Origin of the sequence: Actinomyces vulturis (assembly GCF_001687305.1) — a bacterium.
Lineage (GTDB): Bacteria > Actinomycetota > Actinomycetes > Actinomycetales > Actinomycetaceae > Actinomyces > Actinomyces vulturis.
This window is the reverse complement of the sequence record NZ_KV700385.1, coordinates 167843-184146: the sequence shown is the minus strand read 5'-3', so window position 1 is coordinate 184146 and position 16304 is coordinate 167843. Positions and strand designations below refer to the sequence as shown.

Here is a 16304-nt window from a genome sequence, read left to right as displayed (position 1 = left end):
GGGTACGTGCCTGATATTGACTGCATGTAGTGGTGGGTCGTCATCGGTGGTGAGTTCTGTGGGTACATCTGGTGAGGGCGATTCTGGTGTGGTGCCTTCTGCTTCCGTGTCCCCTTCTGCGGAACCTCGCGAGCCGGTACCTGTGGAGAGTGCCGGATGGCCGGAACTTAGCCCGGAATTGGCTCAGGCTCGTTTAGATGCTTGGACAATGCCTCAACCTCCTGCCCCTGTTGGTATGGGAGATGACTCTCTTGATGGCGCAGCTAAAACAGCCCTCTATTTCTGCCAACTCGGGCCGTATGTAAATGCCACGGGTGATACCGAGCCTTTTGATCGTCTTTATGATTCTGAGACGTGTCAGTTTGGATTGGAATTTAGTGACAATGCGCGTTCGAATCATGCAAAGGGAAATTGGATTGACCAATGGAATGTTACGTGTGAGGTTGTTTTATCGGAGCATCTTGACTCCGATGAGAGCGGACAAGTCAAGGTGAATATTCTTGATGAAGAACATCCAGGCGCACAGGCACATTTGAATGATGGACGTGTGATAAAGGAGGGGACGGGGGGTACTGTGAACTTTTTGTTCGAACTTGAGCGGAGAAATAGTGATTGGGTGATTACACGATGCCAAGTCGAACAATAATTGTCTGCCTTTTTTCTTTCTTGTTGTTGGTGTTACCTGCCAGCGAATCTTTTGCTAGTGACGAGTCTGATCTCAATGTGGATGGAGATAGCGTTGTCATATTTTGGACTATTGATGATTACGGGGATGTTGACAGCGGGAGCCCTTTACCCGTCGCTGATCTTCCGCCGGTTGTTCAAATTGGGCTAGAGACAGATAGTTCCATTATCTCCAGGCGTCAATCAGCTTGTGTTGGTGCTTGGTGTGGAATTAGCGGTCACCGTTTGTCGGGTGGCGGAGATATCGAGGCTTCTTCGGATGGCGGCTCGTTAGAAGTAGTAACTGAGCGGCAACGCGTAACTGCTCAGGCACAAATGATTGCCCGGGGCAGTGGCCTATACCGCGATCCTGATGGTGAGGTCATCTTCAACGATGAGACGGTGCAGGTATGGACAGACTGCTCCACTCGAGTCGAGAGCATTCAGGTGGGGGCCCGCTCCTATGAAGTGCGTTTAGCACCCCAAGAGTTTGAGGTGGCATGGGGTGACGAGACATCCGATCGTGGCACATGTGATGGCGGCCAATCCACTATTTTGAGCCATGTTTATGGCCGTGGCTTTTATGGCGAGGGAAAAAGTATTGACCTCACTACCTGGTGGGATGTGTCGTACCGTCTAGCGGGCACGTCGTCGGATTGGATCCAGGGCACTGCTCAAGCCGTGACAACGGATGTTGACGGGCCACTCGTTGTTGCACAGTGGGTACATGAGTTAACCGATGACGCTGAGGAACAGCGTGAGCGTGGGGAATTCACTCATTCATGAACTGTTCACGTCAATAGTGCTTTTTCGCAACGTTGACGACGAATAACCGTCACTTTGCCTTTCTACTCTCTGTGGTGTTGACACACTCCTCGAGTAGAAAGACCTAAATTCATGGCCACACCATCTTCTATCTCCCGCCGTACATTCGGTATCGCCTTGGCGGGAATGGCCGGAGCGCTGACACTTGCCGCATGCGCAGGAGGCGGCTCAGCGTCGGGTGGCAAAGCTCATCCAGACCCCAAGTCGGCTGCAGCCACAAGCGCTGAAGACCTCGGTGGCATGGACGAACTGATTAAAGCAGCGCAAGCAGAGGGAGAACTCAACGTCATCGCCCTCCCTCACAACTGGGCAAACTATGGCCTCATTATTGAAGGATTCTCCAAAAAATACGGCATTAAAGTTAACGAGCAAAACCCCAATGCTTCTTCCAAAGAAGAAATCGAAGCGGCTACCACAAACAAGGGGACTGTTAATGCCCCCGACGTCTTTGACCTGGGTATTAACGTAGCCGTTGATAATGTGAATCTTTTTGCTCCCTACAAAGTAGCCAATTGGGATCATATTCCTGACGATGTGAAAGACCCCGATGGTCGCTACTACGCCGATTACACCGGCGTAATGACAATTGGATGGAATGAGACAAAGTACGGCGCTCTTGACGTCGATGGTGATCTGAAGTCTCAGTTGTCTAACTCCAAGTTCTCAGGAACCGTGGCGCTCAACGGTAAACCCAGCGAAGCAGGAGCAGCATTCAATGGTTTCCTCATGATGACGTACAAAGAAGGTGGAAACGTCGATTCCCTGCAACCAGGATTGGACTTTTTCACTGCGCTGAAAAAAGCAGGAACTCTCACCACCGTCGACGTCACTGATGGCACCATTGACTCTGGTCAAACCGGTGTGGTGATGGATTGGAATTACAACCAGGCTGCCATTGTGGAACGACTTGGAAAACAAGGCGTGACATGGAATTACACCACCATTGAAGGTGCACAGGTTGCCCAGTACTACAACCAGGCCATCAACATTGATGCACCTCACCCTGCGGCAGCACGCTTATGGGAAGAATGGCTCTACAGCCCCGAAGCACAAAATCTCTGGATGGGAGGCGGAGCATTCCCCGTCCTGAAAGACTGGATGGATGAGGAAGGCACCACTGACAAGGATGCCGAAGCTCACCTGGTGCCCCTGAAGGGTGAAACCATCACCTATTCCGGCAAGCAAGCAGAAACGGCTACCGCGTGGCTCAAGGACAACTGGGACAAAGCCATTGGTAACTGACATGACATCCGTAGGCCTTGAGCGCGAGACGGATATGCCAGTTAGACTGCCCCGCCCCTATGCGGGCGGGGCGCAAGCCCGTATCCCCTCTACTCACCTAGCAAGCGCCCGACGCCATAGGCTCCTGGCACGTCTGGGTAAATCCGCCCAGACCTTCCCCTTCTTCGCCTACCTGGCCGTATTCCTGCTCCTGCCCACCCTCATCGTGATCCGCGGAGCATTCGTTGACCAAGACGGTGCCTTCACCCTGAGCACCCTGGAGCGCCTGGCTGACCCCAACGTGGTCGATGCCTTCATGACCTCCGTGCTGGTCTCCGCAATCTCCGCCTTCATCGGCACCGTGGTGGGAGCAGCAGCGTCCGTGGCACTGATTTATCTGTCCACCACCTACCCGGCACTGCGCCGCATCATGGTAGCCCTATGCTCCGTGCTCGCTCAGTTCGGTGGTGTGATGCTGGCCTTCGCCTTCATCGCCACCGTGGGGATTAATGGAACGCTCACTCAACTGCTGCAATCCACCACCTCCATCACAGTGAATCCCAACTGGCTTTCCAGTTTGCCCGGCCTGATTACGGTCTACTGCTACTTCCAGATCCCCCTGATGATCATCGTGTTCCTCCCAGCACTTGATGGCCTCAAGCCCCAGTGGCGCGAAGCCAACATCAACCTGGGCGGATCCTCCTGGCACTACGTACTCCACGTCGCAGGCCCCATCGTGTGGCCCACGCTGCTGGGCTCCTTCCTCCTGTTGTTCGCTAACGCGTTCTCCTCCTTCGCCACCGCAGCAGCACTGTTCGCCCAGCGCTCCATTCTGGTCCCTCTCATGATCCAGGGCGCACTGCGCAACGAAATGGACACCGGCCTCAACGCTGTAGCCCAAGTGCTGGCTATGGCCATGATCATCGTAGTTGCCCTCGTCATGGTGGCCTCATCCCTGCTAACAAGGAAGGCTTCACAATGGCAGTAGACGCAATGCTCAACGCAGCCCCCACCGCTGAGACCAAAAAAGCGGCCAAGGCACGCAAACGCAAGCCAGCCACCATAAGCCCCGCAGTTCGCGCAGCCAAGCGCCGCGCAGACCTCGCCTCCTGGCTCACCCTAGGTGCAGTCATGGCCTTCTTTGCCGTGCCGCTGCTGTCCATGTTCATCTTCTCCATCCGCCAGCCCTTATCCGGCACATGGACACTGCGGGCCTGGAAGGCCCTAGTTGGCATGGATGACGGAAGCGGTGCCACCGTGGACTTATCCCCACTGTGGGAGGGGCTCGCGGCGTCGTTAGTGATGTGCGTGATGACGGTGGCACTCATGCTGGTACTCCTCATCCCCACGATGGTGGCCGTGCGCATCCACGCACCCCACCTGAGCAAAACGGTGGAGTTCCTCTGCCTGCTGCCCCTGACAATCCCCGCGATCGCCCTAGTGGTAGGCCTTGGCCCCATCTACCGTTGGCTCGCCATCTACGTCACCGGCGTAAGCCCCGTCTGGCTTTCACTAGCCTACGTGGTGCTCGTCCTGCCCTACTCCTACCGCGCATTGGACGCCGAGATGGCCTCCCTGCGCGTAGGCACCCTGGTCGAAGCAGCCACCTCACTGGGAGCCAACTACGTGACCACCATGCTGCGCGTCGTAGTTCCCAACCTTAAGGCCTCCATCGCCTTAGCCAGCTTCATCTCCATCGCAGTGGTACTCGGCGAATTCACCATCGCCCAACTCCTTGCACGCCGCAACCTCCAAACCGGCCTGTTCATCGTCTCGCAGTCGGACTCCATGGTGGCCACAGCAATGAGCCTGGTGGCCATGGGATTCGTGATGATCCTGCTGATCGCCCTAGGCCTGATGACCTCACGAACAAAGAAAGCACTCTCATGACAGCCAATGACCTGATCAACTCCCACGGCGTGGGCGTGACCCTGGACAGCCTGGAGCGCCAGTTCGGCCCCACCCGGGCACTGGATCACTTCTCCTTGCACATGAACCCCGGCGAAATGATCGTGCTCCTTGGCCCCTCGGGTTGTGGTAAGACCACCGCACTGCGCGCACTGGCAGGCTTGGAAACCGTGGACAGCGGACGCATCTTCATCGGCGACCAGGACGTCACCCATATCAAGGCCGCCAAGCGTGACACTGCCATGGTGTTCCAGCAGTACTCCCTCTTCCCCCACATGAGCGTGGTGGACAACGTGGCCTTCGGACTGCGCGTGCGGGGAGTTAGCAAAAAGGAACGCAACGCCCGCGCCATGGAAAACCTCGAACTGGTAGGCCTGAGCGACCAGGCTGAAAAGTTCGTGCATCAAATGTCCGGTGGCCAACAGCAGCGAGTGGCCCTGGCCCGTGCCCTCACCGTACGCCCCCGCGTGCTCTTGCTCGATGAACCACTCAGCGCCCTGGACGCCAAGGTACGCGTCAACCTGCGCGACGAAATCCGCCGCATCCAGTTGGCCACCGGCACCACCACCCTGTTCGTCACCCACGATCAAGAAGAGGCGCTCGCGGTAGCTGACCGCATCGGCGTGATGAATAAGGGCAAACTGGCCCAAATCGGCAGCCCGGAAGAAATCTACAACCGTCCGGCGGATGAGTTCGTGGCTTCCTTCATTGGCCTGACCAACCGGATCCCCGCTCATTGCCAGGGCGATCGCGCACTTATTGGCCAGCACACCGTCCCCCTCCTGCGCCCCATGCACGGAGAGGGCGAAGTGCTTGTTCGCCCCGAACACATCACTCTCGAACCCGTCACTCAGGGTAAGGCCCAGGGCGGCCAGCCGTATGTCACCGGCATGTCCTTCCTGGGTGCCGAGGCTCGCGTGCGTGTGGACATGGGCGGCCATGACGTGATCGCTCGCCTGAGCCCCAATCAAGCGGCTCAGATTCGTGTGGGTGACAGTGTGGAGGTGGGATTCCGTGCTGTCCATGCGCTTGGCGTGACTAGCAACGCTGCGAGGGCATCTTCTCCAGGCCCATCCTGTTCGTCATCACTTTCCTCTGTATCCCTGCCAGGAGACGCGATGAGCACATACGAGGTCACGGGGGAGGATGCTCGTGCCGATGCCTGATTATTGTCGCCTTCCTGCGGCGCTTCTATGGGACATGGACGGCACGATTGTTGATTCTGAGGGGTTGTGGTGGCAGTCCTTTGAGCACCTGTGTGGCGTATACGGTGGCAGGGTTTCTCCATCGATGGCCACTGAGTTACGTGGTGCTTCTATGGAACAGACTGCAGAACTGATTGCCCGGTGCGGTGTGGGTAAGGAGGATATTCCTGCCGTACTTGATCAGATGATCGCTTATGTTGGCAATGGCTTGGCCACTGATCCGATTCTTATTTCGTCGGCTGTCTCATGGATTGATCAGGGGAAGACTTATGGAGTACCACAGGCATTAGTGTCTGCTTCGCCATTGTCATTGCTTGAGGCAACATCCATGACCATGGGTCATCCTTTTCATACCTTGGTTGGGCATGGCGATACGCTCCGTTCGAAACCTTCTCCAGATCCGTATGTGGAGGCGATGCGTCGTTTAGGTGTTCCTGCGGGGGAGTGTTTAGCGCTTGAAGATTCGTTGACGGGCGTCAGGGCTGCCGCAGGAAGTGGTGCGTGGGTGATTGCTGTAGGTCCGGGTGTGGAATCGTTGCGTACAGAGGTGATTCGGCCGGGCGGTGGGTGTTCTTTTGCGTTGACTAGATATTCGCGGGTGATTCATTGCCATACGTTAATGGATCTTGGGAGTATGAGCCGGGCCTGGCAGGCTATTCGCCACTATGTGGCTGCTGAGGTGGCTGTGGCATCGTGAGAGTCCGTGAGGTAGTGACGAGGGTACGTCACGTGGTGCATGGTTTTGGTTGGCGCGGTGTTGGGGAAGAAGTAGATTGATTCGTTGTCATGATGAAACTCTGAAGTGGTCCGTAGCACAACCTTAGCGGTAGCCTAGTGCTGCTTGATCCCCCTTACCCCGCCGCCGTGCAAGGAGAACCATGACCCCCTCCGTAATGGATCAGCCCCTGGCTGACCTGGACCCCGAAATCGCAGCAGTCCTCAGTGGTGAACTGGATCGCCAGCGCAACACCCTGGAGATGATTGCGAGCGAGAACTTTGTTCCCCGCGCCGTGCTCGAATGCCAGGGAAGCGTGCTGACCAACAAGTACGCCGAAGGCTACCCGGGCAAGCGCTACTACGGCGGCTGCGAAGTGGTGGACGTGGCCGAATCCCTGGCCATTGACCGCGCACTGAAGGTCTTTGGTGGCGATTACGCCAACGTCCAGCCCCACTCCGGCGCTCAGGCTAACGCCGCTGTTCTCCACGCCCTGGCCACCCCCGGCGATACACTGCTCGGCTTGTCCTTGGCCCACGGTGGTCACCTCACCCACGGCATGAAGATCAACTTCTCCGGTAAGAACTACAACGCCACCGCCTACGGTGTGGATGAGACCACTATGCGCATCGAAATGGATCAGGTGCGCGAGGCTGCTCTGCGTGAGCGCCCCAAGGTCATCATCGCCGGCTGGAGCGCCTACCCCCGCCACCTGGACTTTGCCGCTTTCCGAGAGATCGCTGATGAAGTGGGCGCTGCCCTGTGGGTGGATATGGCTCACTTTGCTGGTCTGGTGGCTGCTGGTCTGCACCCCAGCCCCGTTCCTCATGCCGACGTCGTGTCCACCACGGTTCACAAGACTCTCGGTGGTCCCCGCTCCGGTATGTTGATTTCTTCCCGCGGTGAGCAGTGGGGCAAGAAGTTGAACTCTGCCGTGTTCCCCGGCCAGCAGGGCGGCCCTCTCATGCACGTCATTGCTGCTAAGGCTGTGGCCATGAAGGTTGCTGCCAGTGAAGCCTTTGCTGAGCGTCAGAAGCGCACTCTGGAAGGCGCACAGATTATTGCTCAGCGTCTGCTGGCTGATGATGTGGCCAAGGCTGGCGTGAGCGTGGTGACTGGCGGTACTGACGTTCACCTGGTGCTTGTGGATCTGCGCAACTCTGATCTTGATGGCCAGCAGGCTGAAGACCTGCTGCATGAGGCTGGTATTACCGTGAATCGTAATGCTGTGCCTTTCGATCCTCGCCCGCCGCGAGTCACCTCCGGCCTGCGTATCGGTACTCCTGCCCTGGCTACGCGTGGCTTTGGGCAGGCTGAGTTCACTGAGGTGGCTGACATCATCGCTGAGACCCTGGTGCGTGGTGCCGCGGGCTCGATGGATGAGGATGCCCTGGCTGCCATGCGCGGCCGCGTGAAGGCTTTGACTGACGCATTCCCCCTCTACGAAGGATTGGTTCAATGAGAGCCCCGTGGAACGGTCCCGCTAAGGTTCTTGACGGCACCGCTACGGCAGCGGCCATCAAGGAAGAACTTCGCCAGCGCGTTGCTGAACTTAAAGAGCAGGGGATTACCCCCGGCCTTGGCACGGTGCTCGTGGGTGAGGATCCTGGCAGCGTGAAGTATGTGGCCGGCAAGCACAAGGACTGCGAAGAGGTGGGTATTGCCTCCATCCGCGTGGACTTGCCGGAGACCGCTACTCAGGCTGAGGTGGAGGAGGCTATTGACCGCCTCAATGCTGATCCTGCGTGCACGGGGTACATCGTGCAGTTGCCCTTGCCTAAGGGGATGGACACGAACGCGATTCTTGAACGCATTGACCCTGCTAAGGACGCTGATGGCCTGCATCCGATGAACCTGGGCCGCCTGGTGCTGCGGGGGAGTGGGGAGATTACGTCACCCCTGCCATGTACTCCGCGGGGATGTATCGAACTCATTGAACGTCACGGCATTGAATTGAACGGCAAGGACGTGTGCGTGGTGGGCCGTGGCGTGACCGTGGGCCGCTCTATCGGCTTGCTGCTCATGCGCCGTGAAGTGAATGCCACCGTGGACGTATGTCATACGGGCACCAAGGACCTCGCCGAGCACGTTAGGCGCGCTGACGTGGTGATTTCTGCTGCCGGTAGCGCAGGAATCATCACCAAGGACATGGTGAAGCCTGGCGCAGTGGTCCTGGACGTGGGCGTCAGCCGCGTGGTGGACCCTGAAACAGGCAAGGGCCGCATCATGGGCGACGTAGCCGACGGCGTGGACGAGGTTGCCTCCTGGCTGTCGCCTAACCCCGGTGGGGTTGGGCCCATGACGCGTGCGCTTTTATTGGCGAATGTTATTGGCGTAAAAAACAGTTAACGAAAATATTAAATCGCACAACTCTTAAATAGGCTCGATTTTCTAATATGCGATAAAAGCCTACCCAATATCACCGCATTTGGTTAAATAACAACATCTTCTTCAAGTGCTGATGATTCATTGACACTTAATAAGGAGAGCGATATTTTCGTTGCAAGATGAAAGTTGAAAATATCAAAAAGCGGATGCTCTAACCCGGCTTGACTATTCCGTTTGTGATTCGGAAAGTTCAAGATACTTACGCCGTCTTTCTCGTACGCTTGATCGAGTAATTCGTCGAACAACTCGCTATTGATAAACTCGAATTCTAATCTGCGGGAAAAACGAAATAAACAACCTTTCGCTAGATTATACGTGAAAGAGGAAAATGGTAGTTTTTTCCCGTCGAAAGAATGATAAAAAAAATGTTTATCATTGAATGGGAAAACAAATTTATCCGCCTTTTTTTTGAGTGACTCAGACAACCATATATAAGCAACATCCATATTCGAGTAGGCTAAAAATAAGTCTAGAAAAACTCCGGAATACGTGAAGAATACTAACGAAGAGACTCCAACGATTATAAGGATAATGTTAGCTATTAGCGAATGAGTTGTGACGCTAGCGAGAACTAATGCAAAAAATAGAGATGTACGAATCGTGAAGACAATAAATGCTGAAATTTTGAAAAACTTATACGGTAAGAATCGTGATGGACTAAATTTTGAAATCGGATTTTGCCAAGAGAAAAAATTAATGAGTTTCGGGTCTCCTTCGGGAAAAAGTCCGAAAGGTAAGGATATGATGAATAAAACATAATAAGTAATACTCGCTATCAAAACCGTCTCAAATGTAGGGGTAAACCAATTAAAGTTTAACTCTGTGCCAAGTTCGTAAATTAATGACAGCGTAAAAAGTGTTGCAAAAACATCAAATGCGAAAAAGGTAAAAGCAAGAGCGTTAACTATATTCTTCTGCCGTATATAAACCTCGTTTAATTTAGAAATAAATTTCTCCAAATTGTTTTTCTGGGACTGAATAATTGTGTAGGGTGTTTTCGAGTTATTGGGATAAAGGTATTCAGTGCAAATCTTATAGTATGTAAACGGCGTTGGATTATCGTGATGCGTGGAAGTCCATAATTCTTCAAGGTCGGGATTTTCAAGAACTAATGACCGATACTTATGCTCTGCGGCAGTGTGGGGGGAAATCAGGGAGTTGTAGTATTGTTTAATCGGCGGCAAAATTGTTAATTTTAACAAGACATAAGTGCTCCAGATTAGAAGAGTTACCGGTACTAACCTTAACGGCTTCAAATCATCTAATTTTTCTGCGTGTAATTCCATGCCAAAGAATTTAAGGCTGCCGGAAACCACGATTAGGCTATATAAGACGAATAAAATATTGAGAGATGTAAGTTGGGAGTTTAGTATGGCCCTAAAACGTTGGGTGCGCTCTCTATTTTCAGATGAAAAGTTTACATTGATGCGAGAGTTGTTCTTCGAATTTTCGATTTGCAGTAAACTAGTTACGAGTACAATACTCGTAGCGAGTGAACTGAGTGCTAAAAGGTAATTGAATTGAGTTGTTGGCGTAAGCAAAGTTAATAGTTCAAAGAAAGGGTAAACGATTTTCATTTCACCGTCGTTTATTTTAATCCCCAGCCAAAAGATTAATGCTAATATATAGCACATTGTTGCTATTGTGAAAATGAATTTAGTAATTTTAGTGGGGTTGAAATATTTTAAATTATATTTGAAAATTTTTTCTGTATACTTAATTTTTTTGCTATCAAAGAGATTATGGTCGTTTTTGTTTGGTTCTGGATCAGTGTATTTTAGTAGGCGTTCATAATAATTTTTTGCTGCAATTTCGTCAGATAATTTTTTCTCAGAATCTTCACACATTTTATAGCCCTCTTTCGGGATGGTTTATGGCTTTGATTATGCTGGTTGTGCTCTCGCTTGCGGCAACATTCCTAAGTCCTATAGTAACTGTTGTTCACCTTTCATCGGGTCTTTATGCAATTTACCGTTTGGTAAATTACTTTCCCCTTGATGTTGCGTTTCCGTGTGGCCTAAGGTTAGCCTCGATTAGTTTCTTTTTCTGAGGTTTGTTGAGGTGGTGGATCGAACTTTTGAAAATTCTTACTAGGATCTCTGGCATTATTTTTCGGCGTGATGTATTTATGTCGGTCATGCCAACATATTATGTTCGATTAGGTTAACGTATCTAACTTATAGCATAAGCGTGTAAGTTTCGCGGTTCGAGGTGTAACCCATTTGGTAATCGAATTAGTCGCCTTTACACCCTACGTTATTTTTCGACTCGATATAAATTTTTCGTCGAGATATGTGTCAACTTAAGAATTTAATCGGAAATAATCGTGCTGAGAAACATCCTTAAACCAACCTGTAGTATTTCTTTTTTTACCAACTTTCTGCTGTTTATAAACGTGTTGTGGTTTGGTGGTTTGGAGTAGGGTCTTGTAAATTAGGGCTTCCTCAAATATGACAAGTGATAATTCTATATAGAATTCTTGAAGAATCTGTCCCTAACTCTGGTTTAAAGTCAAATTTACGTAATCATTTCGTCCGTTATTGCGATGTTGAAAATGAAACACTCCCACTCGATGCGCTGGCCGCGGATAAATGGGTTTAGTACGTAGGCACTCTCAATGTGAACACCGTGAAGGAAAAATGCCCGCATTATGTCAGAAACGATGCGGCAATGATGTTCTCGTGGCTTGCTGAGTATCGGCTGTTTTGCAACGAAATCTACTTAGGTTTGTCGTCCGCAACTTCTCTAGTCCGTCTCGGTGTATCGTCGTGTTCCCAACGCAACGAGGTGCACATCGGTTATCTAATCTTTGCCAAATCCTTTCTCACGTTGTTTGCACTCCTCCGTTCCCTGCTTCACGACCTTTTCTCTTTTTATTCCTTCCGGTCTATCCTCAAGACATGCAGATCGCTACAGTGAACGTCAATGGAATCCGCGCCGCATACCGCAAGGGAATGGGGGAGTGGCTTGCTCAAGTCCAGCCCGATCTCCTCCTTATGCAGGAAGTACGGGCAGATGAAGAGATCACTGAGGGCCTTCTTGAAGGTTATTCCTGTGAGGTATGGCCTTGCCGTATTAAGGGACGTGCTGGCGTGGCCATGGCTGTGCGTGAAGGTAGTGGTCTCACCATCTCTGACGTGAGCCGCGGCGTTGCCCTTCCAGGAACCGATGAGCCTGATGTGGACTCAGGCCGTTGGTTAGAAGCCACGGTCACTGGCGGCGAACTAGGTGCACGCAAACTCCGTGCAGTCAGCGCCTACCTCCACTCAGGAACCGTGGGCACAGAAAAAATGGACCAGAAGTACGCTCACTTGGCCCTCGTTGACCAGACGATGAAGCGTCTCATAGCTGATGAAGAGTTGGCTCTTGTATGCGGCGACTTCAACATCGTCCACACGGAAAAAGACATCAAGAACTGGAAGCCCAACCACAACAAGGTGGCTGGTGTGCTCGACGAAGAAATCGCTCACTTGGACAAGTGGGAAGCAGACGGCTGGGTAGACGCTCAGCGTCGCCTCAGCCCAGACACTCAGGGCCCGTACACATGGTGGTCAAACCGTGGCAAGGCATTTGATAACGACGCCGGGTGGCGTATTGATTACCACTACGTCACCCCCAGCCTGGCTGAGTACCTCACGGAATTCAGCATCCACAGGGCAGATTCCTACGCCGAGCGCTGGTCCGACCATGCGCCGCTATCTATTCTTCTAACTCTTCACTGATGTGACGATGACTTTTCTCTACTCGATGTAGGGAAAGGCGGAACGCAGTATTTCTGCGTTTTCGAAAGCCGACGATCGTGGTCATTGTTCATAAGGCTAACTGGCCTGATTGTCTCGATATAGGGGCAACGATGTGCTGCAGTGTTCCTATCTCAATTATTTTTCGCTAAACGTCTCTCGCGAAGTCGTCTTGCTCGTGCGGGAGCTTGCCATAATTCATTCAACAGTTCGTTCATAAGGCCCAAAACCTCAGAAGCGTCATCGCTGGTAATTTCACTGTCTAAATCACCATGGGCGCTTTCGTTACCCATGTACCGAATTTCATTAATTTGTTCGGCTAGTGCAGGGCGGATAAGTCCTGCTTCACTCATTTCTTCGATTTTTTGAGCCAGTGTTCCTTTAGCATGCCCTTGCATCTTTGCTGCGGCCTCGACAACTGACCTAGCCATTATTACGGCGGCTCTGTAACAGTCATTGGTGTGACACGTCCAAGCCTCTGAAGCTGCGTAAGAGATAGTTTTAGGGACGTCTTTAAATTCTTTCTTCGAACCAGGACGTGGGTGCCAAAAGACTCGGTTGTTTTCACTAAGATCTTCCCAATCAACCAATCTCTCATCTGAAATCATCTCATTAGATAACCACTGTGCTGTGTTGAGATTTCTGCATGAAAGACAAAGAAATGCGGCGGTTAATCCATAGAGGTCATGGGTGGGATCCCTTTTAACTAAGGCAATACTAGAAACTAATTCGACATTGGTGTATGCCTGGCACCAACCGCAGGTAATAGCGGGCATGAATTCTCCTTAATGAACTTCCCAGTTGATGGTGAAGAGCTCACGACGGCTTGTGACTGCGTTGAGTGAGTCGCGTGCACTATCAAGGTAGGCGTCTGACTCGTCTCTTAGGCGGTTGCGTTCGATGCGATATTGGTCGTCAGCTTCGTCCGCTTTTTTCCGCCACTGACGTGCTTCTTGTTTGTATTTGAGTTCTTCAGCAGTGGTGTTGGCTTTGCGGGCAGCTTTGATGGCGGTGGACTCTTTAGCCTGGTATTCACGGATCTTCGCGTCGAAGGTGGCTTTGAGATCTAGACGAGTCGCGTCAATGAGGGCCTCTTGTTGGAGGAAGAAACTGGCGTTTCTTTCCTGAACGTCCTGTCCTAAATCGTCCATCTGGGCATCAAGGAGGTTAGCAAACCCGGCTGTGTCTACTTGTGAACTTTCGATATGAACGCATTGCAGGTCAAGCAGGTCCCGGACCTGCTCATGATCCATAGGGACACCGTCGTTAAGGAACCCGGCTGTGAGCAGGTAGGACTCTTGTAGGTCTTGCTTGCCTGCCTTCATCGTGAAGGTCACTTCCTCAATCCGCAGCCGGCCACTTTTGTTACGTAAGCGTTTAGCAATTGTGGTGGCACGCTCAGAGCCCCGGATTTGGAAGGCCAGTGTAGCCGGCGGGGTGGCGTGGTTTTTTGCGTTGTCGATGACCCAGGCACACAGGCTGCTGGCATAGCGGTATTGGTGGGCGCCTTTACGAGGCTCAGATTTGAAGAAATACTCCCCGCCTGAGATACCCGGCTCGGGCGGTACATGCAGAGTGAATTGGGTGCCGGAGTCATTGAAACTGGCAACATCAGCCAACTCATGGCCGGTAACGTTAATGAGCAGACGTTCGAAGGCGTTGAGTACGACCCCTGTTTGAGCGTCATAGGATTTGAGTTTGTCGCGGACTTTGGGGTCGAGATTGTCAAAGACCTTTGCACGGGTCTTTGTCATCTCCCGGTTGATCTGTTTGGCATAGCGAGCTTCAAGTTCTTTGAACGCAGCATCAATCTGATCAGCAGTCTTGCAGCGATCGAGGATGGCAGCAATATTCTTTTCAAAGTCCAGACCGTCTTCGATTTGCCCGAGTACTTCATCGGAGGCCCCAAAGACGGAAGTAAAGAGTTGGAACTTCTCAGTGAGTAGTTCAAGGATGCGTTCTTCTGCCAAGTTACCCTTGTTGGAGAAGTTAACGACTACCACGTTGTGCTTCTGCCCAAAGCGGTGCACACGCCCAATACGCTGCTCGATGCGCTGGGGGTTCCAGGGTAGGTCATAGTTAACCAGCATGGAACAAAACTGCAGGTTGATACCTTCAGCGGCAGCCTCGGTAGCGATCATGATCCGCCCACGTTCCCGAAACTCATCGACGAGGGCCTTGCGACGGTCAGCGGCAGGGATTCCGGTGATAAGGTCTGAGCCCTTGTTTTCTATAAGCCACGCCTTGTATATCCGGTTGGCCTCCGGGCTGTTGTTGGAGCCGTTGAACAGGACAACTCCTTCACCCCACCCAGCCTCAGCAAGGGAACGAGCCAAATAGTCTTGGGTGATGGTGGAGTCGGTGAAAATAATGGCTTTCTCCGGCGCACCGATTTCTCGGAGCTTGTCAAAACCTTGCTCTAGGGCGTCGACGAGTTTGACCGCTTTCTGATTCACTCTGATCGACCTTGCGAGCGCAGCGTATTCGCGCAGTTCACGCACCTCAGCCAGCATCTCTTCCCGGTCACCCGGATCAATCGTTTCCCCCTCGTCGCTGACGGTGCTTTCTGCTTCTTCAAGCACTTCACTGGTCAAGTCTGGGTCGTCAACGAAACCACCAGCATCGTTACGTCGCCGCCCAGTACGGGCTTCGGCCTCGAGCCGGTCAGCTGTTCTTTCCAGGGTTGAGGCCACCGCATATGAAGAAGAACCCAGCCGTTTACGCATGATCAAAGCTGAAAGGTGACGCTGAGATTTAGCAAATGCCCAAAGGAAAGGCCGCTGCAAATATTCATTGATCAATTCATAGAGTTCGATCTCGTCATCATTGGGCGTGAAAGCGACCGTAAGCGGCATACGCTGGGTGAAGCGAATGTACTTGTCGGCATCTTTCCGTAAGGTTCGTTTGGCTATCTGGGCAACACGGCCTGCTAAATCATCGTTACCGACCCCGTGAGGGTTATCGATGTAGCGTTCCTTAAACGCATCTAAGGAGTGGAAATAGTCAGGAGCAAAAATGCTCACCAACCCATAGAGTTCTTCCAGTCGATTTTGTAAAGGGGTGGCTGTGAGCATGACTGTCTTGTCTGCCATGCGACAGATTTTGGCTACGTTCTTTGCGATTTTGGCCTGCCCAGTCCAATACGAGCGCAGACGGTGGGCTTCATCGCACACCACAACATCCCACTTCTGAGTCAACTTTGTAACCTGAGAATTCGCGAACTCATAGGAGCAGATCAGGATCTGTTCCCGCCCGCCCGGACCAGTCAACTTATCGACATTCTTTCGATCCACCAGCGAGGCAGGTAGAGCAAACTTTTCATCCAACTCCTGCTTCCACTGCTGACGCAAAGACGAGGGAGCAATGATGAGGATACGACGCTGACGCTGTGCCCAGAACTGGCTGATCACAATGCCCGCCTCAATGGTTTTTCCCAGCCCCACCTCGTCAGCCAGAATCACGCCATCGAGGAATGGGGTTTGCAACGCAAACAGCGCCGCATCGACTTGATGCGGCTTGGGTTCCACCTTGGCATCAAACAAGAGCCCCGCGAGCCTACCGACATGGTCAGAAGCGTAAGAACGGTCCAACTCATGGGCGTAGAACTTTGCCTGATAGTCACAAAGACGCTGCAAACCC

At 52.5% G+C, this 16304-nt stretch carries 13 protein-coding genes; 10 read left to right on the top strand and 3 right to left on the bottom strand.

Going from position 1 to position 16304, the window contains the following annotated elements; translation table 11 throughout:
• The first annotated feature begins 142 nt into the window (after positions 1–142).
• From A9753_RS00660 to A9753_RS00620, 9 genes are all read left to right on the top strand, one after another.
• Positions 143–646, top strand: coding sequence for a DUF6318 family protein (locus A9753_RS00660; protein ID WP_176702696.1), 504 nt, complete (start codon positions 143–145; stop codon positions 644–646).
• On the top strand, positions 628–1449 hold the full coding sequence (locus A9753_RS00655) for a hypothetical protein (protein ID WP_141673235.1): 822 nt from the start codon (positions 628–630) through the stop codon (positions 1447–1449). The genes A9753_RS00660 and A9753_RS00655 overlap by 19 nt, the downstream gene beginning before the upstream one ends.
• 111 nt (positions 1450–1560) lie before the next feature.
• Entirely contained in the window at positions 1561–2730 is a 1170-nt protein-coding gene (locus A9753_RS00650; protein WP_067778736.1) for an ABC transporter substrate-binding protein, read from the top strand.
• A gap of 1 nt (position 2731) precedes the next feature.
• Positions 2732–3697 (top strand): ABC transporter permease, encoded by a 966-nt coding sequence (locus tag A9753_RS00645; RefSeq protein ID WP_218056725.1) that lies wholly within the window; start codon positions 2732–2734, stop codon positions 3695–3697.
• On the top strand, positions 3688–4599 hold the full coding sequence (locus A9753_RS00640; protein ID WP_218056724.1) for an ABC transporter permease: 912 nt from the start codon (positions 3688–3690) through the stop codon (positions 4597–4599). Before A9753_RS00645 ends, A9753_RS00640 begins: the two co-directional genes overlap by 10 nt.
• The gene (locus A9753_RS00635; protein WP_067778733.1) at positions 4596–5783 is read left to right on the top strand and encodes an ABC transporter ATP-binding protein; all 1188 of its coding nucleotides are present in this window, start codon (positions 4596–4598) and stop codon (positions 5781–5783) included. The genes A9753_RS00640 and A9753_RS00635 overlap by 4 nt, the downstream gene beginning before the upstream one ends.
• Positions 5776–6519, top strand: a complete 744-nt coding sequence (locus A9753_RS00630; RefSeq protein WP_245637342.1) for an HAD family hydrolase — start codon at positions 5776–5778, stop codon at positions 6517–6519. The genes A9753_RS00635 and A9753_RS00630 overlap by 8 nt, the downstream gene beginning before the upstream one ends.
• Before the next feature lie 181 nt (positions 6520–6700).
• Positions 6701–7999: a serine hydroxymethyltransferase gene (gene glyA / locus A9753_RS00625; protein ID WP_067778723.1), complete on the top strand. Its 1299-nt coding sequence runs from the start codon at positions 6701–6703 to the stop codon at positions 7997–7999.
• Positions 7996–8886, top strand: coding sequence for a bifunctional methylenetetrahydrofolate dehydrogenase/methenyltetrahydrofolate cyclohydrolase (locus A9753_RS00620; protein ID WP_067778720.1), 891 nt, complete (start codon positions 7996–7998; stop codon positions 8884–8886). The genes glyA and A9753_RS00620 overlap by 4 nt, the downstream gene beginning before the upstream one ends.
• Positions 8887–8969: 83 nt before the next feature.
• Here A9753_RS00620 and A9753_RS00615 read toward each other — a convergent pair whose 3' ends face one another.
• Positions 8970–10772: a hypothetical protein gene (locus tag A9753_RS00615; RefSeq protein WP_067778717.1), complete on the bottom strand. Its 1803-nt coding sequence runs from the start codon at positions 10770–10772 to the stop codon at positions 8970–8972.
• 1053 nt (positions 10773–11825) lie between these two features.
• Between A9753_RS00615 and A9753_RS00610 the strand changes: the two genes are divergently transcribed.
• Positions 11826–12647: an exodeoxyribonuclease III gene (locus A9753_RS00610; protein ID WP_067778714.1), complete on the top strand. Its 822-nt coding sequence runs from the start codon at positions 11826–11828 to the stop codon at positions 12645–12647.
• Positions 12648–12799: 152 nt separating this feature from the next.
• Here A9753_RS00610 and A9753_RS09355 read toward each other — a convergent pair whose 3' ends face one another.
• Positions 12800–13441, bottom strand: a complete 642-nt coding sequence (locus A9753_RS09355; RefSeq protein WP_083090161.1) for a DUF4145 domain-containing protein — start codon at positions 13439–13441, stop codon at positions 12800–12802.
• 9 nt (positions 13442–13450) lie between these two features.
• On the bottom strand, positions 13451–16300 hold the full coding sequence (locus A9753_RS00600; protein WP_067778711.1) for an SNF2-related protein: 2850 nt from the start codon (positions 16298–16300) through the stop codon (positions 13451–13453).
• Between the last annotated feature and the right edge of the window lie 4 nt (positions 16301–16304).